Source organism: Sphingobium cupriresistens (genome assembly GCF_004152865.1).
In the GTDB taxonomy this organism is placed as follows: Bacteria; Pseudomonadota; Alphaproteobacteria; order Sphingomonadales; family Sphingomonadaceae; genus Sphingobium; species Sphingobium cupriresistens.
Window position 1 is genome coordinate 98,341 of the sequence record NZ_SEOO01000001.1, and the last position, 23,854, is coordinate 122,194.

The window sequence follows — 23,854 nt, forward strand, 5'->3', positions numbered from 1 at the left end:
ATGGGACGGCGCATTCCCCCTCTTCCAACTTCGCCTAACGCGCTGCGCGCGTAAGGCTGCGTATCCTTCTCCCCCAAGGGGAGAAGGTAAGCGATTGCTCCCCTCAGTGCGCGATCACCCGGACGGCGAAGGCGGCGGCGGCGGCGCGCGTTTCTACGCCCAATTTCTCGAAAATCTGCTCCAGATGCTTGTTCACCGTGCGCGGGCTGATGACCAATATCTCGCTGATGACGCGGTTGGGCTTGCCGTAGCTGATCCACAGCAGCACTTCGGCCTCGCGCTGGGTCAGGCTGAAATGGCTTTGCAGCCGGCCGATATCGGCCTGCGGGTCGATATGGTTGAGGCGGATCAATATCTCGTCGCGGCGCGGTCGCCCGACGATGATGAGTTCGACCGTATCGCCCTGGCCGCTGTCCGCCTTCGCCGTCGCGCCGGGGGCGAGATCGTCGGCCAGCAGCCGTCCGACGGCGTTGCGCAGCAGCGCAGGCGGCGCGGCGTCGCCGCGCGACCAGCCCGGCGCCAGCGCCTCCATCAATTTCTCCGCACCCGGCGTGCTCCAGCTCAGCCGCCCGTCGGTTGCGACCGCGATCAGGTTCCGCCCCGTGGCGTCGAGCGCGAACTGGCCGCCCTGGGTCTGGCGCGCATTGGCCATATGGACGCGCACGCGGGCGAGCAACTCCTCGACCACGATCGGCTTGCGCACATAATCGACGCCGCCCGCCTCCAGCGCATGGACGACATGCTCGCTTTCGGTGAGGCCGGTCATGAAGATGATCGGAATCGGCGCGCCCGCGGGCATCTGCTTGATCGCGCGCGTCGTCTCGAACCCGTCCAGCCCCGGCATCACCGCGTCCATCAGGATAAGGTCGGGGGCGACATGGTCCAGCAGTTCGATCGCCGCGTCGCCGCTGGTGGCGATCAGCACGGAGATGTTGGCCGCTTCCAGCGTGTCGGTCAAAAAGCGCAGCGATTCGGGCGTGTCGTCCACGACGAGGACGGTATCGGTGTGGGAAGGCGTGGTCATCGGGCGGCCCTTATGGTTCTGATCAGCCCCTTGAGGTCGAAACGGTCGAGATGGGCGAGGAGGCGTCGGGTAAGCGGGGCGGCGTCGGGCACGGTTTCCTCCAGCGCGCGGATGCTGGATTCGATGCCGCGGACATGGCCGATGATCGCCTTCTGCTCGATATCGGCCAGGATCGACGCGGCTTCTTCCGGCAGGGGCGGCATCGCTTCGTCTTCGATGGCGGGAGCAGGCGTCGGCAGCAGGTCGCCGGTCCAGCGGATGCGTAGCTGATCGGCGATTGCATCGAGCAGCGCGTCGAGATCGACCGGCTTCATCAGGAACATGTCATGCGCCGCGCGGCCATCGCCACCGCGATGGAACTCATGCGCATTGGCCGACACCATGACGATGCGGACCGCGCCGCCCAGCGTTTCGCGCAGCGCCCGGCATATGTCCCAGCCCGATTCGCCGGGCATGGAGATGTCGAGCAGGACGATGTCGGGCTGTTCGCGTGCGGCGATCTCCATGCCGGTGCGTCCGTTCAGCGCCTCGAACACGATGAAGTCGAGCGGCTCCAGCAGCCCGCGCAGCACCGCCACCTGGACGGCGTCATCGTCAATCAGCAATATCTTGCGCCGGTCGCCTTCATAGCCCTTGATCGTTTCGACCGGCTGGCTGTCGGCCACGCCCGCGACATGGCCCAGCATCAGCCGCACGGTGAATTGCGTGCCTTTCTCCGCCGTGCTGACCACGGACAGGTCGCCGCCCAAAATCTGCACCAGCGCCTGGGTGATGGCGAGGCCGAGGCCGATCCCCTTCTGCTTTTGCGCATCGGGATTGGAGCCGCGTTCGAACGGATCGAAAATGCGTTTTAGATCATCGGGCGCGATGCCGATGCCGGTGTCGATGATGTCAAACGTGGCCATCTGGCTGCGATACTGGACGCGGAAGGTGACCGATCCGCTGCGCGTGAACTTGATCGCGTTGGACAGGAGATTGATCAGGATCTGGCGCAGTCGCTTTTGATCCGTGCGGACGAAATCGGGCAGTTTTTCGGGCCGTTCGTAGAGGAAGTCGATTCCCTTGGACTGCGCCTGCGGGCGGAACATATTGGCGATCTGATCGACGAAGGGAGACAGGCGCACCGTCTCGCTGCTGATGCGCAGCACGCCGCTTTCGACCTGGCTGATATCCATCAGCCCTTCGACCAGATTGGTCAGATGTTCGGCGCTGCGACGGATGACCTTGGCCGCCTCGATCGGGGCGATCTCGTGACCGCGCTCCATCAACTGGGCATAGCCGTAGATGCTGTTGAGCGGGGATCGGATCTCATGGCTGACGCTGACGAGATAGCGGCTCTTGGCGGCGTTCGCGGCCTCGGCGGCTTCCTTGGCGCGTTGCAATTCCGCGCCGGTGACGTCATGCGCGATCACCTCTTCCATCAGCTTTTGCACATGATGCTCGCTTTCCTGCATCGCGCTGCGGCGGCTCTGGTGGGCGAGGACGATCATCCAGGCGATCACCCCGCCCAGCAGCGAGAAGAGCAGGAACAGGCCCAGCATCAGGCTGGACGTCTGCGCGGCGAAGGACGGCGCGCGCCGCGCCACCTGCCAGCCGATGCCGCCCATCAGGGCGCCGTTCGCCAGGGTGATGATGCTCATGACGGCGATGAAATGCCCGACCGGGGTATGGACATAATCGGCGATCGCGCGGGGGAGGAGGCGCTCCAGCCAGCGAGCGGCCTGTTGCGTCGCGCGACTGTCGGTCTTGCACCGGTCGTGGCAGCGCGCCTCCAGCGTGCAGCAGAGCGAGCAGATCGGCGCGGCGTACATCGGGCAATGCGCCATGTCGGCGTGCTGGAAGGCGTTCTCGCAGATGATGCAGGTTTTTATATCGCTGCCTTCGGGCCAGTGCGACCGGCGCGCGATATAATAGCGGCCATGGGTGATAAGCGCGATGATCGGGGCGCTGGTGAAAGCGACCGCCATGCCGATCACCGGGGCGAAGGCGCGGGCGATGTCGCCCATCAGGCCGAAATGGGCGATGGCGGACACCGAAATGGACAGCAGCATCGCGCCGATGCCGACCGGGTTGATGTCGAACAGATGGGCGCGTTTGAACTCGATCCCGGCAGGCGACAGGCGCAGCGGCTTGGAGATCATCAGGTCCGCGGCCAGCGCCCCGATCCAGCCTGCCGCGACTGTGGCGTAGAGGATCAATATCGCCTCGATCGCGTCGAAAATGCCGACTTCCATCAACAGCAAAGCGAGCAGCACGTTGAAGATCAGCCAGACGACGCGGCCGGGATGGCTGTGCGTCAGCCGGGCGAAGAAATTCGACCAGGCGATCGATCCGGCATAGGCGTTGGTGACGTTGATCTTCAACTGGCAGATGATGACGAACAGGCCGGTCAAGATCAGCGACAGGCCGGCATGGCCCGACATGGCGGTATAGATGCCCTGGAACATCGCGGTGGGGCTGGACGCCTCGCTCTGCAACGCCGCGCTTTTGACCAGGAAATGCGCCAGCCAGGAACCGAGCAGCAGTTTCATGCCGCCGATCAAGGTCCAGCCAGGCCCGCCCGCCAGCATCGCCGCCCACCATTTGCCTTTGCCGATCGTCCTCGCGCTGGGCAGGAAGCGCAGATAATCGGCCTGCTCCCCGATTTGCGGCAGAAGGGAGAGGAGGGTGGACAGGGCGAAGCCGAAATAGAGCAGGCTGACGCTGCCGTCCTTCGCGCCCAACTGGCCGGTGAAGCGGCTCCATTCGGCCAAGGCCACCGGCCCGGACCAGAGGATATAGGCGACCGGCGCGACCTGTAGCATGACCCAGACCCATTGGGTCGCGTTCTGGAAGCGGGTGATGGCGCTCATGCCGTAGAGCGCGATGGGGATGACCACCAGCGCGCTCGCCAGATAGGCGAGGCTCATCGGCATCCCGGTCATGGCTTTCAAGGCGACCGCCATGATCGTCGCTTCGACCGAAAAGAGCAGGAAGGTGAAGCTGGCGTAGATGAGCGAGGTGAGGGTGGAGCCGAGATAGCCAAAGCCCGCGCCGCGCGTCAGCAGGTCGATGTCCAGACCATGCTTGGCGGCGTGATAGGCGATCGGCAGGCCGATAACGAACATCAAAGCGACCGCGGCGGCGATGGCGGCTACGCTGTTGGCGAAGCCATAGGTGAGCGTGATCGACGCGCCGATCGCTTCGCAGGCGAGGAAGGCGGTCGCGCCGATCGCGGTGCCCGCCACCTGGCCCGCCGACCAGCGCCGTGCGCTGTCGGCGGTGTAGCGCAGGGCATAATCCTCCAATGTCTGGCTGGCGACCCATTTATTGTAGAGCCGCTTTTCGCGCAGGACATAGGCGGCGCGGTCCATCAGATCGCGGCGGTATCGGCGGGCCAGGGGCGCAGGCCGCCGGTCGCGACGATGAAGGCGATGACGGCGGGCAGGCCGATATTGTCCTTGAGGTTGGTGAAGAGGAAGGGGCGCTGCCCGCGCATCTTCCTGGCGTCCCTGTCCATGACGCCCAGGTCCGCGCCCACCAGCGGGGCGAGGTCGATCTTGTTGATGAGCAGCAGGTCGGACCTCGTGATGCCCGGCCCGCCCTTGCGCGGGATCTTGTCGCCGGCCGACACATCGATGACGTAGATGGTGATGTCGGCCAGTTCGGGGCTGAAGGTGGCGGCCAGATTGTCGCCGCCACTTTCGATGAAGATGACCTCCAGGCCGGGGAATTTGCGGCTCATCGTATCGACCGCAGCCAGGTTGATGCTGGCGTCCTCGCGGATCGCGGTATGGGGACAGCCGCCCGTCTCCACGCCCATGATGCGTTCGGGCGCCAGCGCGCCGGAGCGGGTGAGAAATTCCGCATCCTCGCGGGTGTAGATGTCGTTGGTGATGGCGGCGATGTTGTAATGGTCGCGCATCGCCTTGCACAGGCGGTCGGTCAGCGCGGTCTTGCCGGAGCCGACCGGGCCGCCGATGCCGACGCGAAGGGGACCGTTGGTGCCAGAAAGAACCGGATTCATGATCGGAACAACCTTGTATAAAGTGTTTCGTGGGATAGGCTGGCAAGTTCGAGTTCCGGGGCGGCGGTGCCGAGGTCGTCGAGCGGGGTGGCGAGGGCTTTTGCGGCAATGGCGGGAATGGCGTGGGATAGCGCGGCCAGCGCCAGTTGGCCATCGGTCTGGCCCAGCGGCACGAGCCGGACGCCCGCCGAGACGAGATTGGCGGCGGTGGCGTGGAGCCAGCCGTGCAGCGCCGGTTCGAGCGGAATTTGGTGGACGGCGCAGGCGAGCGCCATGACCGTTGCGTGGGCGATCGGGTGATCGCCATTGCGCGCGGCGAAGGCGTCGAGCGCGGGGTGGGGCCATGCCTTGCGCGTGACCGAGAGGAAGGAGCCGCCCTGCTGGCGGCTTTCGAGCGCGGTCTCGCTGCTGCCGCGAAAGGCGGTGGCGAGTTCGGAGAGGGCGTCGAAGGCGGCATCGTCCTGCGCGGCGCGGTGGGCGTGGACGAACAGCACCGCGTCGATCCAGCCGCCGCCGCGCGCCAGCACCGCTTCGACATAGGCGGCGACATGAGCGGCCGTCGTGATGCGGCCATCCTCCACCGCTGTTTCAAGACCGTGGCTGTAGGTGAAGCTGCCCACCGGATAGGAAGGCGACGTCCAGGCGAGCAGGCGGTGGAGCGCGGCGTCAGCCAGCATGGTCGTGATGGTGGTGATCGCGGTTGTGGTCGTGGCCGTGATGATGATGATGGCCATGACCGTGGCCGTCGCCGGAATAGGCGCCGCCTTCGGGGGTGAAGGGGGCGTGGATTTTGGTGACGGTCGCGCCCAGCCCCTCCAGCATCGCGTTGATGACATGATCGTCGCGCAGGCGGATCGCGTGGGGGTGCAGTTCGGCGGGCAGATGCCGGTTGCCGATATGCCAGGCGAGGCGGATCATCGCGGACGGATCGGAGGCGGTGACTTCGACCAGCGCTTCGGGCGCGGCGAGGATTTCAATGAGCCGACCGTCGGAAAGCTGCACCGCGTCGCCATGGTTGAGGACGGTTGCGCGGGCGAGGTCGAGCAGGAACAGCGTGCCATGATCGGCGGTATAGACCCAGCGGCGGCGGTGGCGCGCGTCATGATCCAGCATGATATGGTCCGCGGCGGGGCCGGACCAGTGGCCGTGGGGGAGGACGGTGTGGGCGGTCAGCATGGTGATGCTCCGAAATTGACTATAATGTGCTCCCGCCTGCGCGGGAGCACATTGCTGTATCGGGTTGGCGCGGCACCCATCAGAACAGGAAATATCTTTGCGCGAACGGCAGGACGCTGGCCGGTTCGCAGGTGAGGAGTTCGCCGTCGGCGCGGACTTCATAGGTTTCGGGGTCGACCTGAATATCGGGCATCGCGTCGTTCAGGATCATCGACGCCTTGCCGATGCCGCTGCGGGTGTTGCGCACGGCTTCCAGCGGGCGGGCGAGGTGGAGCCGTTCGCCAATCCCATCGGCGATTCCCGCCGCCGATACGAAATGCAGCGACGACAGGGCACCAGCCCGGCCCATGGCGCCGAACATCGGGCGGTAATGGACCGGCTGAGGCGTGGGGATGCTGGCGTTCGGGTCGCCCATCGGCGCGGTCGCGATGCTGCCGCCTTTGATGACCATGTCAGGCTTCACCGCGAAGAAGGCGGGGGACCACAGCACGAGATCGGCGAGCTTCCCAACAGCGATTGATCCCACGATATGGCTGATGCCATGGGCGATCGCCGGGTTGATCGTATATTTGGCGATGTAGCGTTTGACGCGGAAATTGTCGCTGTCGGCATCGTCCGATCCCAGCGACCCGCGCTGCTGCTTCATCTTGTCCGCACTCTGCCAGCAGCGGATGATCGTCTCGCCCACGCGCCCCATCGCCTGGCTGTCCGACGACATCATCGAAAAGGCGCCCAGATCGTGGAGAATATCCTCCGCCGCGATCGTCTCCTTGCGGATGCGGCTGTCGGCGAAGGCGACATCCTCGGCGATGCGCGGGTCGAGATGGTGGCAGACCATCAGCATGTCGAGATGTTCCTCGATCGTGTTGACGGTATAGGGCCGGGTCGGGTTGGTGGAGGAAGGCAGGACGTTGGGCAGGCCCGCGACCTTGATGATGTCGGGCGCATGGCCGCCGCCTGCACCCTCGGTATGGAAGGCGTGGATGGTGCGCCCCTTGAACGCGCCGACCGTGCTTTCGACGAAGCCCGCTTCGTTGAGCGTGTCGGTATGGATCGCGACCTGGATGTCATAGTCGTCGGCGACCGACAGGCAGCAATCGATCGCGGCCGGGGTCGTGCCCCAATCCTCGTGCAGCTTGAGGCCGCAGACGCCCGCGCGGATCATCTCCTCCAGCGCTTGGGGCTGGCTGGCATTGCCCTTGCCGAACAGGCCGAAATTCATCGGCATGGTTTCCAATGCCTGCAACATCCGTCCGATATGCCAGCCGCCGGGCGTACAGGTGGTCGCCAGCGTGCCGTGCGCCGGGCCGGTGCCGCCGCCCAGCATGGTGGTGATGCCCGCATTCAGCGCCTCGTCCACCTGCTGGGGGCAGATGAAATGGATATGGGCGTCGATCCCGCCCGCGGTCAGGATGCGGCCTTCGCCCGCGATGATCTCCGTACCCGGCCCGATGGGAATGGTGACGCCGGGCTGGACGTCCGGGTTGCCCGCCTTGCCGATCGCAGCGATCAGGCCGTCGCGGATCGCCACGTCGCCCTTCACGATACCCCAATGATCCAGGATCAGCGCATTGGTGATGACGGTGTCGGGCGCGCCGTCCGCCCGGCTCATCTGGCTTTGCCCCATGCCGTCGCGGATCACCTTGCCGCCGCCGAACTTCACTTCCTCGCCATAGATGGTCCGGTCTTCCTCGACCCGGATGATGAGGGAGGAATCGCCCAAGCGCACGCGGTCGCCGGTCGTGGGGCCGAACATGCCGGCATAGGCGCGGCGGGTCATGGTTACGGGCATGTCAGAGCTTCCCCATCATATCGCCGCGGAAGCCGATGACGATCCGGTCGCCGGCATAGGGAATGAGCTGCACGTCGCGCGTCTGGCCAGGCTCGAAGCGGACGGCAGTGCCCGACGGTATGTCGAGCCGATAGCCGCGCGCCGCTGCCCGATCGAAGACCAGCGCCGGGTTGGTTTCGGCGAAATGATAATGGCTGCCGACCTGGATCGGCCGGTCGCCGCTATTGGCGATAGTGAGGGTGACGGGGACACGCCCCTCGTTGAGCAATATGTCGCCGCTGGCGGGGATGATCTCGCCGGGGATCACCGGATCGGCCTGTGCACGGTGACCAGCTTCGTGCCGTCGGGGAAGGTCGCCTCGACCTGTATGTCGTGGATCATCTCGGCTATGCCCTCCATCACCTGATCGCGGGTCAGCACATGGCCGCCGCTCGCCATCAATGCGGCGACCGACTGGCCGTCGCGTGCGCCCTCCACCACATGGTCGGTGATGAGCGCGATCGCTTCGGGATGGTTCAGCTTCACCCCGCGCGCCAGCCGGCCGCGCGCGACCATCGCGGCCATCGCGACCAGCAGCTTGTCCTTTTCCCGCCCCGTGAGATTCATGGCCCTAGCAGTAACAGATGGTTGGCATGGTTGGCGACAATCCGAAAATGGCGGCGCGCAATATGCCCGCCGCGCGCATCACATCCTTGCGCAGCGCCTGCGGATCGGCGGCGGTCAGACGCAGGATCAACAGGCCGTCGAAGCTGGTCGCGCCGTTGCCCGGTCCTTCGAACAGGCTGCGCGCCAGGTCGAGATAGTCGCCTGCGTCCGGGCCGGCATAGACAAGCGTGGCGATCGCGGTGGCGTCGCCGAAGCCGAAGGGCGCGCGGCCCTGGCTTGCGAAATCGCCTTCGACATGGAGCGTGTCGGCCCAGACCAGCCGCCCGTCGCACCGGATGCGCCAGGCGTCGTGGATCAGGCCGCTGGCATAGATTTCCCCCATCGCGCCGCGCCCCAGCACCAGCATCTCCATCGCCAGCATCCGCGCGTCGGGCGCAAGGTCCGCTTCGAGCGTGCGCCGCATCCGGCTGCGGTCGAACAATATCGCCTCCTGCGCCAGCCATTCGCAGGTCGCGCCCGCGCCGATGCTGATGCGGGTGTCGATGCGGGTCGGTTCGTCCTCGTCCAGCGCGCGGTACAGCTTTTCGGCTGCCTGCGGCACGATCGTCGCCGCCGCGCCGGGATCGACGATGATGTCGAGCGCCAGCCGATCGCCGCCGGTCAGGCCGCCGCAGGTGGTGACGGTGACGGCCAGGGGAAAATCACCCTCGCGCCCATCGGGGAACAGCAGCCGCGCCGGCGCCACCTGCATCATGTCGCGGACGCCGCGCGGGGAAAAGGCGACCATGGCGCGCCCGTCCACCCGCTGGTGCCGGGACTTGGGCGGCACGGTGATGGCGCGTTGCACGGTCATGTAAGACATGTGGTTAGCGCAGGCAGGTCGCGACATGGGGCATATGACGTATGTAACGAAAAGGGTGGCCCGCGTCCGCCAGCTACCCCTCCGCATTCATTCGCAATAACCCGATCAGGTCGTCGGCCGACGACCGCCCCGCGCGAAACCGGGATCGACCTTCTCCGCCTTGCCGTCCTTGGCCGCCTTGTCGCCATAAAAGGGTTGGCCATGCTCGGTCGTCAGGTCGGACAGATAGCCCGCCTGCCTGATCCCCTTCTTGCGCATCGCCACCCCGGTCAGGCAGGCGTGCATGATGAAATTGGCGTTCAAGGCGCTGCGATAGGTCGGGTCCAGCACGGGGGCGAGTTCGACGATCTCGAAACCCACTAGGTCATTTTCCGCGCACAAACGGCGCACGATCGGGATCGCCTCCCGCATCGTCAGCCCGCCGGGGACCGGGGTGCCGGTGCCGGGGATGAAGGCGGGATCGAGCACGTCCACGTCGAAGGAGACGTAGAGCTTCTTGCCACTCTCCCGCGCTTCCTTGAGCGCGCGTTCCATCGTCGCGGCCCATCCATTCTTCTCGACCTCCGGCATCGCATGGTAGCGCACGCCATTGTCGCGCATCCATTCGAAGCCTTCCTTCTCCGGCCATGGTCCGCGCAGGCCCACCTGGATATAATTCTTGCCCAGCACATGGCCTTCCTTGACCGCGCGATAGACAGGGGCGCCATGGGTGATGAAATGGACGCCGCCCTTGCCCGCATCATAGTGGGAATCGAAATGGACGACGCCGAAACTGCCCTTGCCATGGACGTCGGCTATCCCTGCGACATCGCTATATTCCAGGCTATGGTCGCCGCCGACGATGAAGGGGATCGCGCCTGTGCGGGCGATTTCGGCGACCCGTTCTCGGACATGGGCGACGGTGCGCTCGGTCGACATATTGTCGACGGCGATGTCGCCATAATCGACGATCTTCAATTCCTTGGACGGATCGACCATCGTGTACATGTCGATGCCGCCCGCGCCATATTGGGTGCGCATCGCGGACGGCCCGCCCTTGGCCCCGCGATAGCCGGATCCCATGTCCAGCGGGGCGCCGACGATCGCGACATCGACCTTGCCCGCGACCAGATCTTCCGGGAAGATCGCGACCGGCGCGCCGGCGAAGGTCGCGATGCCGCCGCCATAAACGCCGCCGCCGCGACCATGGGCGTAATAGCTGAGTTCAAACGGCCCCGGTTCGCGCTTGGGGTCAAGTCCAGCGGGACGACGCAGCTTCCAGCCGTTGAAATTTTCATTGTCAGTATCGAGCGGGATCGCCGCCATGTCGGTCTTGGCGTTGAACTTTGATGCTGCCACCGCGTCCATCATCGCCTCGATATAGGCGCTGATTTCTTCCGGTGTCTTGGTCGCCAGCCGCTCGAACAATTTGTCGTAGGAGCCGGCGAACATCTCGGCCGGGTCGGAAGTCAGGAAATCGCGCTTGTCCTTGGACAGTGTCTTGATCTTGGCTTCCAGCGCGGCGGGCACGGTGGGCTTGTCATTCTGGGCGACGACCGCCGCCGACGAAATCACCGTGGCGGCGAGCAACGCGCCCAGCAGCGCATGTTTCAGCCTCATCGCATTACCCCCTTTTAACACCCCTGACCTTTGTCACGGAAGCTAGGGGCGGGCGGCGGAGCGGCAATGGGGTGAACGACGTAGCATTGCGCGCTTACCCCGATATGACGGCCCGGACCCGCAAGGAGTCCGGGCCGGAGCAAGCCGCTATGGGAGAGGCTTTTTGCGTGCTTGCTGCGAGGCGGCCTGCGCCGCCCAAAGGGTTCCTGCGAACGACCCTGCGTCCGGCATAGCGGGATGCCCGGCCGAGGCCCTACGTCAAACGCCCTATCGAGCGGCGCGGATCGCCGGGTTAGCGCCATGCTCCAATGTCTGTGAGCATGACCGCCTGGTGCTGATCGCGTCTCTCTTCCTCCTCTGGATCATCGTCATCCTGCTGGTGGTGGCGGTGGTCGCGCTGGCGCGCCAGGTGCGGCTGTTGCAGGATCGCGCCACGCCGATGGCGCAACGTACGGGCCTGCCCGGTCCCGGCGGCGCGGCCCCGGTGGTCAGCGCGCCGACCCTGGCCGGGGACATGCTGACGATCGGCGGGCCGAGCGCGGACGGGCGCGCGCTGCTGCTGCTGTTCATCCGTCCCGATTGCCCGGCCAGCCGCGCCGCGATCCGTGATGCGCTGGCGCTGACCGATCGCAAGCGGCTGCGGCTGCTGTTCCTGGGGGAAGGACGGGCGGAAGACTATGGCGACATGCTGCGCCAGCATCATATCCGCGACACCGACGTCATCATGAGCGCCGAGGTGATGCGCGATTTCCGGTCCGGCGACCGACCGTCCGCCGCGCTGATCGACGCGCGCGGGCGGCTGCTGGCGCGCGGCGTGGTGGAGGCGCGCGACCAGCTCGACGCGTTGCTGGTCCATGTCCAGCCGCGCCCGGTCGCGCGCGACAGCGGGGATGTCGTATCGCTGCTGTCATGACGACTGGACAGACGCGTGCGGATGCGCCTCTAATGGCGGTAAAAGAGACGGGGTAGAGACATGGCGATCAGCTTCACGGTCAATGGTCAGAAACGGCAGGTCGATGGCGACAGCGCCAAACCGCTGCTGTGGGTGCTGCGCGAGGATCTCGACATGGTCGGCACCAAGTTCGGCTGCGGCGCGGGGCTGTGCGGGGCCTGCACCGTGCATGTCGGCGGGGAGGCGGTGCGATCCTGCCAGACGCCGCTTGGCGATGTCGCCGGCAAGGCGATCACCACGATCGAGGGGGTGCAGACGGGCGATCCCGGCACGCGCATCGCCGCCGCCTGGGTGAAGCATGACGTGCCGCAATGCGGCTATTGCCAGGCCGGGCAGATCATGAGCGCCACCGCCTTGCTCGCGACGACGCCAAAACCCAGCGATGAAGAGATCGATGCGGCGATGATGGGCAATCTCTGCCGCTGCTCCACCTATGTGCGCATCCGCGCCGCGATCAAGGACGCCGCCGGCATTCAGGACGTGCAGGCATGAGCGCCGCTGCTCTTTCGCGCCGGGGCTTCATCTCCGCTTCGCTGCTGGCGGGCGGCGGGTTGTTGTTCGACCTCAACGTGCCGCTGGCGCGGGCGGCCGACGGGACACCGGTGATCCTGACCGCCTTCATCCGCATCCTGCCCGACAACCGCGTCGTCATCGGCGCGAAAAATGCGGAGATCGGGCAGGGCGCCAAGACCATGCTGCCGATGATGATCGCCGAGGAACTGGGCGTCGACTGGAGCCAGGTGACGATCGAGCAGACCCATGCCGACGCCAAGGTCTTCGGCGGCCAGAGCGCGGGTGGGAGCCGCACGACGCCGCGCGAATGGCTGCCTACGCGACAGGCGGGCGCAGCGGCGCGTGCGATGCTGGTCGCGGCGGCGGCGCAGGGCTGGGGTGTCGCGCCTGAAACGCTGAAGACGGCGGGCGGCACAGTCAGTGATCCAAAATCAGGCAAGTCGGCGACTTATGTTTCGCTCGCCACGGCGGCGGCGAAACTGCCCGCGCCTGATCCGGCGACGCTCAAGCTGACGGACCCCGCCGATTTCCGCATCATCGGCCAGTCGGTCGTGGGCGTCGACACCCCCGCCATCGTCGCGGGCAAGCCGCTGTTCGGCATCGATTTCAAGCTGCCGAACATGCTCTACGCCGTTCTGGAAACCTGCCCGGCGTTCGGCGGCACGATCAAGTCCGTCAATCTGGACGAAGTGAAAGCGTTGCCCGGCGTGGCCCATGTGCTGTCGATCAAGGGCGACGGCACGCCGGAATCCGGCTTTGATGGCGTCGCCATCCTCTCGAAAAGCTGGTGGAGCGCCAACCAGGCGCGCGACGCGCTCAAGATCGACTGGGATGTCAGCGCGGTCAGCGGCTTTTCGACCGAAAGCTATGCGAGCCAGGCGGCGGCCAAGCGCAAGGGCAAGGCGGATGCCGACATCGTCCGCACCGGCGACGTCGATGCCGCTTTCGCCAGCGCGGCCAAGACGGTCACGGCCGACTATGACTATCCCTTCCTCGCGCATGGCACGATGGAGCCGCAAAATTGCACCGCTTTGTTCAAGGACGGCGCGGTTGAAATCTGGGCGCCGACGCAAAATCCCGAAAGCGGGCGCGGGCTGGTGGCCAAGGCGCTGAACCTGCCGCCCGAAAAGATTCGCATCAACTTCACCCGCATCGGCGGCGGCTTCGGTCGGCGGCTGATGAACGACTATATGGTGCAGGCGGCGTCGATCGCCGCGCAGGTGCCGGGCGTGCCGGTCAAGCTGCTGTGGAACAGGCAGCAGGATATCCAGCGCGATTTTTATCGCCCCGCCGGCTGGCACGGTTTCCGCGCCGCGCTCGACAAGGGCGGCAAGCTGACCGCCTTCCACGATCATTTCGTCACCTTCGGCAAGGATGGCAAGCCGGTGCGATCCGCGGAAATGCCCGCCAGCGAACTGCCCGCCGGTTTGATCGACAATGTCCTGCTGGAACAGAGTTTCCTTTCCACCAACATGCCGACCGGCTGGCTGCGCGCGCCCGGCTCCAACGCGCTGGCCTTCGTCACCCAGGCCTTTCTCGACGAGGTCGCGCAGGCGGCGGGCAAGGATCTGCCGACCCTCATGCTGGAGCTGCTACGCGATCCAAAGGAACTGCCGCGCGGCCCCAACCAGCCGCCCTTCGTTACCGCCCGCGCGCAAGGCGTGATCGAAAAGGCGCTCGCCATGGGTGGCTGGGCGACGCGCAAGGCGCTGCCCAGGGGCACGGGCAAGGGCTTCGCCTTCTATTACAGCCATATGGGCTATTTCGCCGAAGTGCTGGAAGTGGCGATCGTCGATGGGATGCCCAAGGTGAAGACCGTCTGGGTCGCGGGCGATGTCGGCAGCCAGATCATCAACCCGATCAACGCGCTGCATCAGGCGCAAGGGTCTGTGATCGAGGGGCTGGGTCAGGCGCTGGCCGGTCAGCAGATCACCCAGGTCGCCGGCGCGGTGGAGCAGGCCAATTACGATACCCACCCCTATCTGCGCATCGCCGATGCGCCGCGGATCGTGGTGGAGTTCGTGAAGACCGATTATCCGCCCACCGGCCTGGGCGAACCCGCCCTGCCGCCGGTCATCCCCGCCCTGGTCAACGCCATCCACGCCGCGACCGGCAAGCGCATCCGCACCCTGCCGGTTACGGCGGAGATGCTGGTTTAATAGGCCTCGTTGCTATCGCCGGGGGCTGCACCCATGCGTCATTTGACGTAGGTGGACGAGTCCGCAGGATCGTCATAACCTTTGCGAAGAACGCCCGCTCCATCGGGCGGGTGTGAAAGGATGCACGCGCTGATGCGCCGTTTGACTGCCCCGCTGCGCGCTTTGGCGGCGCGCGATCCGTTCCTCGTCTTTGTGGTCGTGTCGGGGGCGATCTTCGTGCTCTATTGGGCGGTGACGGCCAGTCGCGCGACGATCGACGTGCCGCTGTCGGTTCAGAAAAGCCTGTCCGACGATTATGAGATGATGGCGGGCAGGAAGCCCGATGCGCAGGCCAAGGCCAAGCTGATCCACGATTATGTCGCCGACGAACTGCTGTTCCGCGAAGCGGTGGAGCGGGGGATGCACATGACCGACAAGACCACCAAGCAGCGGCTGATCGATCGGGTCCGTTTCATGATCGCGGGCGCGCCTGCCGAACCGAGCGAAGACCAGTTGATGGGCTATTATGCCGGTCATCGCGATCTCTATCGCGCCGAACCGCGCATGTCGCTCGACCATGTCTTTTTCGAGCGGAAGCCGGCGGATGCGCCCGCGATGCTGGCGACGCTGCGCGCGGGCGGCACGGTCAAGGGCGATGATTTCTGGATGGGCCACGACCTGCCCAACTACGGCGAATCCATGGTGCGCGGGATGTTTGGCCAGCCCTTCACCGATGCGCTGAAAAAGGCGCCGGCCGGGGCGTGGATCGGCCCGCTCCAATCGACCCGTGGCTGGCATTTTGCGCGGGTGCGCGATCGCGGCCCGTCCGCGATGCTGCCCTATACCGATGTGCGCGATCAGGTGAGCCAGGACTATCTGGCCGCGGAAACCGGCGCGCTGGTCGAGAAGGAAGTGCGCAAGCTTGAAAGCGCCTACCGCATCCAGGTGGAGCAATGATGGTGCGCCGCCTGCTGCTGATCCTGACGCTGTTCCTGGGCTTGGCCGCCCCGGCGCAGGCGGACGTGTTCCGCGTCGGCGATTTCAATATCCAGCAGGGCGCGGACCCCGGCAGTTTCGAATTGAGCGCGTCGGTCCCGTCGGTCCTCGCCAGCGACAAGCCGCTCGGCCTGCCCGAAGGGTGCCGCGAAACCAGCCGGGAGAGGCTGACCGAAACGGTGATGACCCGCTATGCGATCGGCATCGCCTGCGACCGGGCGCTGGGGGTCGACGATGCGATCGTTACCCCCTGGGCGGTCGATGGCGGCACATTTCTGTCCACCGCCACCGGCGCGCGGGTGCAGCAGGCGCTCCAGCCCGACGGCGACAGCCTGTCGCTGCCGATCGGTGAGACGGCGGCGCGGACGCGCGCCCTGCCCGAAATCGCGGTCGAATATACGGGACAGGGCATCGTCCACATATTGGGCGGCTGGGATCATCTGGCCTTCGTCCTGTGCCTCTGCCTGCTGGCGCGCGGGCACTTCCTGCTGGGGTTGGTGACGACCTTCACCATCGGCCATTCGCTCAGCCTGGCGCTGGCCTTCTTCGACATCGTCACCGTGCCGGTTCCGCCGGTGGAGGCGGTGATCGCGCTGTCCATCGCGTTCATGGCGCGCGAAGCGATCCGCGCGAAAGAGGAGGACAGGGCCGATCCGGCCAAGCGTCGCCGGCAACTGACTGTCGTGGCGGGCTTTGGTTTGCTTCATGGGCTGGGCTTTGCGACGGTGCTACGCGAACTGGGCGTCGCGCCGCAGGAAAGGCTGTCGGGGCTGCTCTTCTTCAACGGGGGCGTCGAGCTGGGGCAGTTGATCTTCGTCGCCTGCGTCCTGGGCGCGCTGAAGCTGGCGGCGATCTTCGATCGCGACCAATGGGTGCGGCAGGCCGCGCTTTATGGCGCCGGGATCGTCGGTTGTTTCTGGGTGATGGAGCGGGTGGCGGGCTTCACCTTGGGGATGGCATGAGCCTGGAGGCGCTGACTCGCGCGGCGCTGGCGCGGGGCGATTTGACCGCTGCGGCGCAGGCGGCGCAACGCCTGGCGATGGAGCAGCCCGAACGCCCCGCCGGTTTCTTCCTGCTGGGCATGGCGGCGGCCGAAGCGGGGCAGATGGCCAAGGCGCTGCCTATGCTGGAACAGGCGGTGGCGCGGGGTGGGCAGGCCGAGCATCTCGCCCAATATGCGCGCCTGCTCATCCTGCTGCGGCGCGATGGCGAGGCTGGCAGGGCGGCGCGCGATGCGTTGGCGGCAGCCCCGGACGATGCGCTGACGCTCGATACGATCGGCTGCGTGCTGGCGCGGCTGGGCGATCATGCGGCGTCGGTTGCGCCGTTCGAGGGGGCGGTGGCGGCCGAGCCGGATAATCTGAGCTATCGCTACAATCTTGCTGCCGCCTGCGGTTTCACCGGGCGGGTCGATGCGGCGCGGGATCATTATGAGGTGATATTGCGCGCCGATCCGGGGGACGCGCGGGTCCATTATGCGCTGGCCATTCTGTCGCGGCAGAGCGTACAGGCCAATCACGTGCCGCGACTGGAGGGGGCCTTGGCGAAAGCGCAGCGGTCCGAAGACAGGCTGCGCATTCGCTATGCGCTGGCCAAGAGCCATGAGGATATAGGGAACGCCGCCGACGCTTTCGCCCATCTTGCTGCGGCCAATGCTGCGCACAAACAGGCGATCGGCTATGATTTTGCGGCCGATGCGGCGATCTTCGACGCGATCGAACGGTTGTTTGCGGACGGCGCGCCCAAAGGTTGGGGCGCGGGACTGGACGATCCTGCGCCGATCTTCGTCACCGGTATGCCGCGCACTGGCACGACCTTGGTCGATCGCATCCTGTCGTCCCACTGCCAAGTCGGGTCGGCGGGCGAGTTGCAGGCGATGCCGCTGGCGGTGAAGCAATTGTCTGGCACGCGATCCCGGCTGGTGATCGACCCGGATACGATCGCGGCGAGTGGGGGGGCAGACCCGCTAGCGATGGGACAGGCCTATATGACGCGCGCCAGCCATCATCGGCCCGACGGGAAGGCGCGCTTTACCGACAAGCTGCCGGCTAATTTTCTTTATGTCGGCCATATCCTGCACGCGCTGCCGCAGGCGAAGATCGTCTGCCTGCGCCGCCATCCGATGGATACGCTGTGGAGCAACTATAAGAATCTCTTCGCCAGCCAGTCGGCTTATTACGCCTATAGCTATGACCTGATGGACATTGCGCGCTATTATGCGCGCTTCGACCGACTGATGGCGCTGTGGGATCGACTGTTTTCCGGCCGGGTGCTCCAGTTTTCCTATGAAGCATTGGTCGCCGATCAGGAGGGCCAGACGCGCCGCCTGCTGGACCATTGCGGGCTGGAATGGGACGCAGCCTGCCTGTCCTTCCATGAAAACAAGGCGGCGGTCGCGACGCCCAGCGCGGCGCAGGTGCGCCGTCCGCTCAATGCCGATGCGGTGGCGCGCTGGAAACGGCATGAAGGGGCGCTGGTCCCGGTCCGCGACTGGCTAGTGGCGCAGGGCATCGCCGTGGCCTGAGCGGCGCAGTCTCGGCGATCTTTCCAACATCGTTTTTGTATGTCAGGCACGGCGTGGACGGGACCAAAAAAGGGCGTCTTCCAATCTGGAAGACGCCCTTCTCCTATCCTGTAAACCGCGATCAGAACTTCAGGCGGCTTTCGACGCCGATCACGCGCGGCTGCGCGACCGACTGGGCATAGCCGCGATAGATGACGCCGTCGTTGACCAGGCCATAGCGGGTCAGGTCGTTGCCAATGCCCGTGATCGCATATTTGTCGAAGATGTTGTTGGCGAACACCCCGATTTCATAGGCGTCGGTCTTGTAGCTGATGTTCGCGCGGCTCATTGTGTAGGCCGGGATACGCTCGCCACCGCCACGCAGGCCCGGACGGCTGTAGATGCCGCCGGTGTAGGTGGTGGTCCAGCCCAGCACCAATGCGTTGTCACCCATGGGAATATCGTAGGTGACGCCGATGGCGCCGCTGTTCTTGGTCGAACCCGGCAGGCGGTCGCCAGCGAACACATCGACCAGATCGCCGCCCTGGACTGACAGAAGCTGTGGCACATCCTCGGTCAGCTTCGCGTCGAGATAGCTGTAGTTGCCGCGAATGGAGAGGCCTTGGATCGGCCGCGCATCGAAGGAGAATTCGATGCCCTTCGATTCCGCCGCGCCGCCATTGGTGATGATGCCGATCGCGCCATTGGCGGTCTGGCCATCCAGCTGGATACCGTTCCATTTGATCTTGAACGCCGACAGGCTCATCGACAGCTTGCGATCGAACAACTGGGCGCGAACGCCGATTTCGGCATTCTTGACCGCGTCCGGTCCATAAGACAGTTCGTTTTCAAGTGCGCAGAGATTCTGGCCAGGCGGCAGCGGCAGGACGCAGGGCGCGACGCGATTGACACCCCCGATGCGATAGCCCTTCGAATAGGTGCCCCACACCATCAGGTCCGGTGTGATGTTGTAGGAGCTGTTGAACTTCCAGACCGTGCCGTCCTTGCCGGTCGAACCGGCGCGCGAGCGGAAGTTGATCGCAGGAAAAGTTTGGAACAGTGGCAAGGCGGTGCCGCCCAGCACGTCGGCGGCATATTTGAAATAGCGGATGCCCGCCGTCACCTGCCATTGCGGCGTGATCCTGAAGCTGCCTTCGCCGAAGATCGCTTTCTCGTCGAGCTTGGTCTTTACATAGGACGCATACTCGACTTCGTCAGGCCGATTGATGCCCGCATAGGCCGGGTAACCAGGCACGATCTCACGATAGTCGGAATTGGTGCTCTGCCGATTCCAGAAGCCGCCCAAGACCCAGCTGAACGGGCCGCCATGGGTGGAAACCAGCCGCACTTCCTGATTATATTGCTCGTCCGTGCCACGCGATTGGGTATAGCCGGAGAAGGCCGGGAACAGTTCGTAATCATAGTCGAGGTCGAGCAGCAGATCGGTCACGTCGATCGAGCTGCGGCGTTTCTTGTTGGTGTATGCCGACACGAAGATCGCCTGCGCCACGTCGGCGATATTGCCCTGCACTTCGAGCGAAACGAGCTGCGAGGTGCGCTTGGACGGCTCGGCGGAGCGCCATGGCGCTTCATATCTGCCTTCGCCAATCACATTGCCACCGGTCGCCTGGCGGCCCTGGGTCTTGGTCTGCTGGAAGGCGTAAGTGAAATAGGCCTGGAAATCCGCGCCCGTGAAACCGAGCTGGTTGCGGCTGGTGAAGGTCTTTTCGGAGTTCAGATCCTTGCGGCCCGCGAAGTTCGCCGCCTTGTCGGCATCGGTGCCGGTGGGGTTGGCGACGCTGCCCGGTTGGGGCAGGGACGTGCCGGGCGATTTGAGGATGAACGGATAATCGATGAAGCCGGGATCGTAATAATAGCCGGTGACGGTACGGAAGGCGATCGCGTCCTTGACGATCGGGACGTTGAGCACGCCGTAACCAACATAGCCGATGCCCTTGCTATGGGCGACGTCATAGGCGCGGCCATAGACTTCGCCGCTGAATTGGGTCGGATCGGGGCGGTTGGGGATATAACGGATCGCGCCGGCCAGCGTACCCAGACCGTAAAGCGTGCCCTGTGGGCCGAGCAGCGTTTCGACGCGCTCCAGATCGATCAGCTTGTAATCGACATAGAGCGGCACATCGCCCAGATAGATGCCGATCGCGGTATCGCTGTTGCCGCCGGTGGAGCTGGTGTCGCTGGCCGAAAGACCGCGCATCACGATGTTGGCTGCGCCATAGGGGCCAGTATCGGTGATGGTGATGCCCGGCGTAAAGGCGGCGATGTCGCGGATGTCATCGATCTGCTGGCTGGCCAGCTGCTCGGCGCCCACGGCCGAAATATTGATCGGCGTTTCCATCAGCGTGGTGCTGCGGCGGGTGCCGGTGACGACGATGACGTCGCCGTCCGCTTCGGCCGCTGTAGCGGCGGGCGCGGTCTGGGCCATGGCGGGCATGGCCGCCGCGGCGCTGGATATGATCGTCGCGGACAATAGTCCCAGCTTGAGCTTTGCGCGATACGACATGGTGTTCCCCTTCTTTTTGCAATTCTTCCCCGGTCGTAATCCTCTGCCTGGATCGGCCATGGCGTGCATGTGACGCAGCCATGGCGCGGCGGGCGGCATGACCTGCCGCCTCTTGGCTTTTGGCATGGCGCAGAGGCTATGGAGCGCGCAGGCACTCAAACATGGGGCATTTGACGTAGCTTGTCCGTCTATCCCGCCATGGCGCGGTCCTACGTCAAACGCCCTATTGGGATCGAGGGGGCGGACCGCCTACCCATCGGGTCGAAGGCGGATTTTCCGCCCCCTTCCTGATGCCTATGCCCGCTTGCGGGGCTGGAGACTATGCATGTCGTCAATGACCGCCATCACGGGATGGAGCATGGCCGGGATCGCGGCGATGGGCGCTGCGATAGCGGGCGTGCCCGATCGCAATGCCGGCACCCCCGCGATGCAGACGCCGCTGGAAGATGATATGGGTCGGCCCAAGCCGCTGGAGCTGCCCAAGGATGTCGAGGCGAAGCTGGCGGGTGTCGATCAGGCGAAGATCGATTTCCTGAAAAGCGGCGTCACTGGCCGCTATGTCGAAAAGGACGCATTGTTCGACCGCATCCGCAAGGGCACACCGGAAGAGATCAGCGCCTATATCGATGCGATGCAGGCGCTCCACGCGCAGGTGGAATATAAGGCCGGGCGCGATCTGGCCGCCATTCCGCTCGACACCCGCTCGCCCTGGTTCAACGCCTGGAAGGCGAGGCGATCGGGCGCGCTCGATCCCAAGCGGGCGGCCGGCCCGATCGAACTGACCCGCTATGTCGGCGGCTGGGGCGGCGGCTTTGCCACCTTTGCCGGCGCGCCGGCGGCGATGACACCGGACGATCTGGTTGCGGGCAAGGTGGACGTCGCGATCGTCGGCGCGCCGCTCGACATGGGATCGGGCTGGCGCAACGCGATCGACGGGCCGCGTGCGATGCGCATGACCGGCGGCGCGGCCGGCAACGACATGTATTCGATGATCAACCCCAACGCCGCGCTCAAGATCGTCGACTATGGCGACATCGCCATCGACCAGAACAGCACTGAACGCAGCGTCGATCATGTGCGCGACATGGTGGGCGAGATTGCCAAGACCGGAGCGATCCCGATCGTCATTGGCGGCGACCACAGTCTGGAATATCCCAATGTCGCGGCAGCCGCAGACGTGCATGGGAAAGGCAATGTCAGCGTCATCCACTTCGACAGCCATTATGATATCGGGCGCGGGCGCGTGCATCTGCTCGATCATGGCCAGCCGGTCTATCGCGTCATCAGCGAAGGCCATGTTCGCGGCAGCGACTATATCCAGGTCGGCCTGCGCGCCCGTGGTCCCGACCTCGAAACCTTCGGCTGGATGCGCAACAAGGGGATGCGTTATCACACCATGGTCGAGGTCGAGAAATGGGGCTGGGACAAGGTGATGGCCCGCGCGCTCAAGGAAGCGCGGGAAAAGGCCAAGAAGCTGTGGATCAGCTTTGACGTGGACGTGCTGGACCCCGCTTTTATGCCCGGCACCGGCACGCCCGTTCCCGGCGGCCTGACGATGCGCGAAGCGCAGCCGATCATGCGCAACCTGTGCGCCCAGAACGACATTGCGGGTATCGATATCGTTGAAGTCGCGCCCTATCTCGACACCAGCTACAAGACCGCGCTCAACAGCAATTTCCTGCTGAACGCCTGCCTGGCCGGCATCGCCATGCGCAAGAAGGGGCTGAAGCCCGGCTATCTAAACCCTGTTTCGGTCGATCACGGGCTGGACGCTTATTATGGGAAGAAGAACTGATGGCACGCTCCATCCTGCTGGCGCGCAGCGCCGCCGTCTGCCTTGCCTTGGCGACGCTTGCCGCGCCGGCGCTGGCGCAAGGCAGCGACCCGCTCGCCAGCCTTTCGCCGGAAAAGAAAGCGTTCCTGTCCGATCCCGCAACGCTGGAACGGTTCGGCCTGACGCCGGAGAAGTTGCAGATCGCGCTGGCCGGCCGCCCGGCCGCCGACGTCGATGCCTATGCGACCGCGCTGATGGCGGTGGTGGAGGACAGCAAATATAAGGCAGGCCGCGATCCCGCGGAAATCGCGCTCAACCCGCAGGCGCGCGGCTGGAACGCCAGCACCACGGTTCGTCCCAAGATGTTCGACAAGCTGGCGCGTGAAGACGGCCCGTTCAGCCTGAAACGCTATATGTTTCAAAAGGGCGGTATCCCGACCTTTGCTGACGCGCCGGTGGCGATCCGCAAGGAAGATCTGGTCGCGGGCAAGGTGGAGGTCGCCTTCGTCGGCGTGCCGCTCGACTTCTCGTCGGGCTGGCGTGACGCGAAACATGCGCCGATGGCGCTGCGCGGCATGGATGGCCTGGTCGGAGCGGATGCCGATGGCGGGGTCGATCCGGGCCTTGTCCTCTCGATCGCCGATTATGGTGACCTGACCCCCGATTATATGGCGCCCGACCGGGGCCTGGACCATATCCGCGCCATGATCGCGGAAATGGCCAGTGTCGGCGTCGTTCCCTTCATCGTCGGCGGCGACCATACGATCATGTTCCCCGATGTCGCCGCGATGGTGGACGTCTATGGCGCGGGCAAGGTCGCGCTGGTCCAGTTCGACGCCCATGCCGATGCCGAACTGAACGGCGATCATCTGATTTCCGATAACCAGACGCTGACCCGCCTGCTGGAGCAGAATCTGCTCCGCGGGAGCGACGTGACGCTGGTCGGCCTGCATGGCCGCGATGCTGGCCCGGCGACGCAGAAGCGATTGACCGACGCAGGCGCGAAGATCGTGCCGACGGCGGCGATCCAGGAAAAAGGCTGGCAGGCGGTCACGACCGATCTGATCGCGGGCCTGAAGACGGGGCCGGAAAATGTCTTCGTCTCCTTCGACATGAGCGTGCTCGATCCGGGCGATGCGCCCGCGTCCGGTCGCCCGGTGCCGGGCGGCATAACGATGCGGGAGGCCATTCCGATGGTCCGCCAGATCTGCGCCCAGACCAAGGTGGTGGGCTTCGACCTGCTCGACGCCGCGCCGATCCTGGACCCGACCTATGTCAGCCGGATGAGCGCCAACTACATCCTGCACGCCTGCCTGAGCGGCATCGCGATACGCAAGACGGGCGCGACGTCGGTCCAGACCGCCAAGCGCTGAACCAGGGAGAACCGCC

General features: G+C 65.3%; 19 protein-coding genes. 8 read left to right on the plus strand and 11 right to left on the minus strand.

Going from position 1 to position 23,854, the window contains the following annotated elements; genetic code table 11:
- Nucleotides 1-103: 103 nt before the first annotated feature.
- From EWH12_RS00485 to EWH12_RS00530, 10 genes are all read right to left on the minus strand, one after another.
- Nucleotides 104-1,024, minus strand: a complete 921-nt coding sequence (locus tag EWH12_RS00485) for a response regulator transcription factor (protein ID WP_129925355.1) — start codon at nt 1,022-1,024, stop codon at nt 104-106.
- The gene (locus EWH12_RS00490; protein ID WP_129925356.1) at nt 1,021-4,377 is read right to left on the minus strand and encodes a hybrid sensor histidine kinase/response regulator; all 3,357 of its coding nucleotides are present in this window, start codon (nt 4,375-4,377) and stop codon (nt 1,021-1,023) included. Before EWH12_RS00490 ends, EWH12_RS00485 begins: the two co-directional genes overlap by 4 nt.
- Nucleotides 4,377-5,030 (minus strand): urease accessory protein UreG, encoded by a 654-nt coding sequence (ureG, locus tag EWH12_RS00495; protein ID WP_129925357.1) that lies wholly within the window; start codon nt 5,028-5,030, stop codon nt 4,377-4,379. Before ureG ends, EWH12_RS00490 begins: the two co-directional genes overlap by 1 nt.
- Nucleotides 5,027-5,764: an urease accessory protein UreF gene (locus EWH12_RS00500; protein WP_242495910.1), complete on the minus strand. Its 738-nt coding sequence runs from the start codon at nt 5,762-5,764 to the stop codon at nt 5,027-5,029. The genes ureG and EWH12_RS00500 overlap by 4 nt, the downstream gene beginning before the upstream one ends.
- A complete protein-coding gene (ureE, locus tag EWH12_RS00505; RefSeq protein WP_066600859.1) occupies nt 5,697-6,206 on the minus strand; it encodes an urease accessory protein UreE in 510 nt (169 codons plus the stop codon). Before ureE ends, EWH12_RS00500 begins: the two co-directional genes overlap by 68 nt.
- A 79-nt stretch (nt 6,207-6,285) precedes the next feature.
- On the minus strand, nt 6,286-7,998 hold the full coding sequence (ureC, locus tag EWH12_RS00510) for an urease subunit alpha (protein WP_129925358.1): 1,713 nt from the start codon (nt 7,996-7,998) through the stop codon (nt 6,286-6,288).
- A 1-nt stretch (nt 7,999) separates the two neighbouring features.
- The gene (locus EWH12_RS00515) at nt 8,000-8,305 is read right to left on the minus strand and encodes an urease subunit beta (RefSeq protein WP_066600862.1); all 306 of its coding nucleotides are present in this window, start codon (nt 8,303-8,305) and stop codon (nt 8,000-8,002) included.
- Nucleotides 8,302-8,604 (minus strand): urease subunit gamma, encoded by a 303-nt coding sequence (locus tag EWH12_RS00520; RefSeq protein ID WP_066600864.1) that lies wholly within the window; start codon nt 8,602-8,604, stop codon nt 8,302-8,304. The genes EWH12_RS00515 and EWH12_RS00520 overlap by 4 nt, the downstream gene beginning before the upstream one ends.
- 4 nt (nt 8,605-8,608) lie before the next feature.
- Nucleotides 8,609-9,466, minus strand: a complete 858-nt coding sequence (locus tag EWH12_RS00525) for an urease accessory protein UreD (RefSeq protein WP_066600866.1) — start codon at nt 9,464-9,466, stop codon at nt 8,609-8,611.
- A gap of 105 nt (nt 9,467-9,571) precedes the next feature.
- The gene (locus tag EWH12_RS00530; RefSeq protein ID WP_066600868.1) at nt 9,572-11,065 is read right to left on the minus strand and encodes an agmatinase family protein; all 1,494 of its coding nucleotides are present in this window, start codon (nt 11,063-11,065) and stop codon (nt 9,572-9,574) included.
- 331 nt (nt 11,066-11,396) lie between these two features.
- Between EWH12_RS00530 and EWH12_RS00535 the strand changes: the two genes are divergently transcribed.
- The 6 genes from EWH12_RS00535 to EWH12_RS00560 all read left to right on the plus strand — a co-directional run bounded on the left by EWH12_RS00535 (nt 11,397) and on the right by EWH12_RS00560 (nt 18,188).
- Nucleotides 11,397-11,978 carry a thioredoxin domain-containing protein gene (locus EWH12_RS00535; protein WP_129925359.1) on the plus strand — a complete coding sequence of 194 codons (582 nt, stop codon included), beginning with the start codon at nt 11,397-11,399 and terminating at the stop codon, nt 11,976-11,978.
- Between the two features lie 60 nt (nt 11,979-12,038).
- Nucleotides 12,039-12,509 carry a (2Fe-2S)-binding protein gene (locus EWH12_RS00540; RefSeq protein WP_129925360.1) on the plus strand — a complete coding sequence of 157 codons (471 nt, stop codon included), beginning with the start codon at nt 12,039-12,041 and terminating at the stop codon, nt 12,507-12,509.
- Nucleotides 12,506-14,689, plus strand: coding sequence for a xanthine dehydrogenase family protein molybdopterin-binding subunit (locus EWH12_RS00545; protein ID WP_129925361.1), 2,184 nt, complete (start codon nt 12,506-12,508; stop codon nt 14,687-14,689). Before EWH12_RS00540 ends, EWH12_RS00545 begins: the two co-directional genes overlap by 4 nt.
- A 132-nt stretch (nt 14,690-14,821) precedes the next feature.
- Nucleotides 14,822-15,625 carry a peptidyl-prolyl cis-trans isomerase gene (locus tag EWH12_RS00550; RefSeq protein WP_165363552.1) on the plus strand — a complete coding sequence of 268 codons (804 nt, stop codon included), beginning with the start codon at nt 14,822-14,824 and terminating at the stop codon, nt 15,623-15,625.
- Nucleotides 15,622-16,626 (plus strand): HupE/UreJ family protein, encoded by a 1,005-nt coding sequence (locus EWH12_RS00555; RefSeq protein WP_242495911.1) that lies wholly within the window; start codon nt 15,622-15,624, stop codon nt 16,624-16,626. Before EWH12_RS00550 ends, EWH12_RS00555 begins: the two co-directional genes overlap by 4 nt.
- Nucleotides 16,623-18,188 (plus strand): tetratricopeptide repeat-containing sulfotransferase family protein, encoded by a 1,566-nt coding sequence (locus EWH12_RS00560; RefSeq protein WP_129925363.1) that lies wholly within the window; start codon nt 16,623-16,625, stop codon nt 18,186-18,188. The genes EWH12_RS00555 and EWH12_RS00560 overlap by 4 nt, the downstream gene beginning before the upstream one ends.
- Before the next feature lie 121 nt (nt 18,189-18,309).
- Here the strand turns inward: EWH12_RS00560 and EWH12_RS00565 are convergent, their stop codons facing one another.
- Nucleotides 18,310-20,691 (minus strand): TonB-dependent receptor, encoded by a 2,382-nt coding sequence (locus tag EWH12_RS00565; protein ID WP_129925364.1) that lies wholly within the window; start codon nt 20,689-20,691, stop codon nt 18,310-18,312.
- A gap of 325 nt (nt 20,692-21,016) precedes the next feature.
- Here EWH12_RS00565 and EWH12_RS00570 point away from each other — a divergent pair, with 325 nt between their 5' ends.
- Both EWH12_RS00570 and EWH12_RS00575 read left to right on the plus strand, forming a co-directional pair.
- Nucleotides 21,017-22,486: an agmatinase family protein gene (locus EWH12_RS00570; RefSeq protein WP_242495912.1), complete on the plus strand. Its 1,470-nt coding sequence runs from the start codon at nt 21,017-21,019 to the stop codon at nt 22,484-22,486.
- Entirely contained in the window at nt 22,486-23,838 is a 1,353-nt protein-coding gene (locus EWH12_RS00575) for an agmatinase family protein (protein ID WP_129925365.1), read from the plus strand. Before EWH12_RS00570 ends, EWH12_RS00575 begins: the two co-directional genes overlap by 1 nt.
- The last annotated feature ends 16 nt before the right edge of the window (nt 23,839-23,854 follow it).

What these genes read in the sequence shown, in the direction of transcription:
- EWH12_RS00485 (WP_129925355.1), bottom strand. Translation starts at nt 1,024, where the DNA reads ATGACCACGCCTTCCCACACCGATACCGTCCTCGTCGTGGACGACACG.
- EWH12_RS00490 (WP_129925356.1), bottom strand. Translation starts at nt 4,377, where the DNA reads ATGGACCGCGCCGCCTATGTCCTGCGCGAAAAGCGGCTCTACAATAAA.
- ureG (WP_129925357.1), bottom strand. Translation starts at nt 5,030, where the DNA reads ATGAATCCGGTTCTTTCTGGCACCAACGGTCCCCTTCGCGTCGGCATC.
- EWH12_RS00500 (WP_242495910.1), bottom strand. Translation starts at nt 5,764, where the DNA reads ATGGCCATCATCATCATCACGGCCACGACCACAACCGCGATCACCACC.
- ureE (WP_066600859.1), bottom strand. Translation starts at nt 6,206, where the DNA reads ATGCTGACCGCCCACACCGTCCTCCCCCACGGCCACTGGTCCGGCCCC.
- ureC (WP_129925358.1), bottom strand. Translation starts at nt 7,998, where the DNA reads ATGCCCGTAACCATGACCCGCCGCGCCTATGCCGGCATGTTCGGCCCC.
- EWH12_RS00520 (WP_066600864.1), bottom strand. Translation starts at nt 8,604, where the DNA reads ATGAATCTCACGGGGCGGGAAAAGGACAAGCTGCTGGTCGCGATGGCC.
- EWH12_RS00525 (WP_066600866.1), bottom strand. Translation starts at nt 9,466, where the DNA reads ATGTCTTACATGACCGTGCAACGCGCCATCACCGTGCCGCCCAAGTCC.
- EWH12_RS00530 (WP_066600868.1), bottom strand. Translation starts at nt 11,065, where the DNA reads ATGAGGCTGAAACATGCGCTGCTGGGCGCGTTGCTCGCCGCCACGGTG.
- EWH12_RS00540 (WP_129925360.1), top strand. Translation starts at nt 12,039, where the DNA reads ATGGCGATCAGCTTCACGGTCAATGGTCAGAAACGGCAGGTCGATGGC.
- EWH12_RS00545 (WP_129925361.1), top strand. Translation starts at nt 12,506, where the DNA reads ATGAGCGCCGCTGCTCTTTCGCGCCGGGGCTTCATCTCCGCTTCGCTG.
- EWH12_RS00550 (WP_165363552.1), top strand. Translation starts at nt 14,822, where the DNA reads ATGCGCCGTTTGACTGCCCCGCTGCGCGCTTTGGCGGCGCGCGATCCG.
- EWH12_RS00555 (WP_242495911.1), top strand. Translation starts at nt 15,622, where the DNA reads ATGATGGTGCGCCGCCTGCTGCTGATCCTGACGCTGTTCCTGGGCTTG.
- EWH12_RS00560 (WP_129925363.1), top strand. Translation starts at nt 16,623, where the DNA reads ATGAGCCTGGAGGCGCTGACTCGCGCGGCGCTGGCGCGGGGCGATTTG.
- EWH12_RS00565 (WP_129925364.1), bottom strand. Translation starts at nt 20,691, where the DNA reads ATGTCGTATCGCGCAAAGCTCAAGCTGGGACTATTGTCCGCGACGATC.
- EWH12_RS00570 (WP_242495912.1), top strand. Translation starts at nt 21,017, where the DNA reads ATGTCGTCAATGACCGCCATCACGGGATGGAGCATGGCCGGGATCGCG.
- EWH12_RS00575 (WP_129925365.1), top strand. Translation starts at nt 22,486, where the DNA reads ATGGCACGCTCCATCCTGCTGGCGCGCAGCGCCGCCGTCTGCCTTGCC.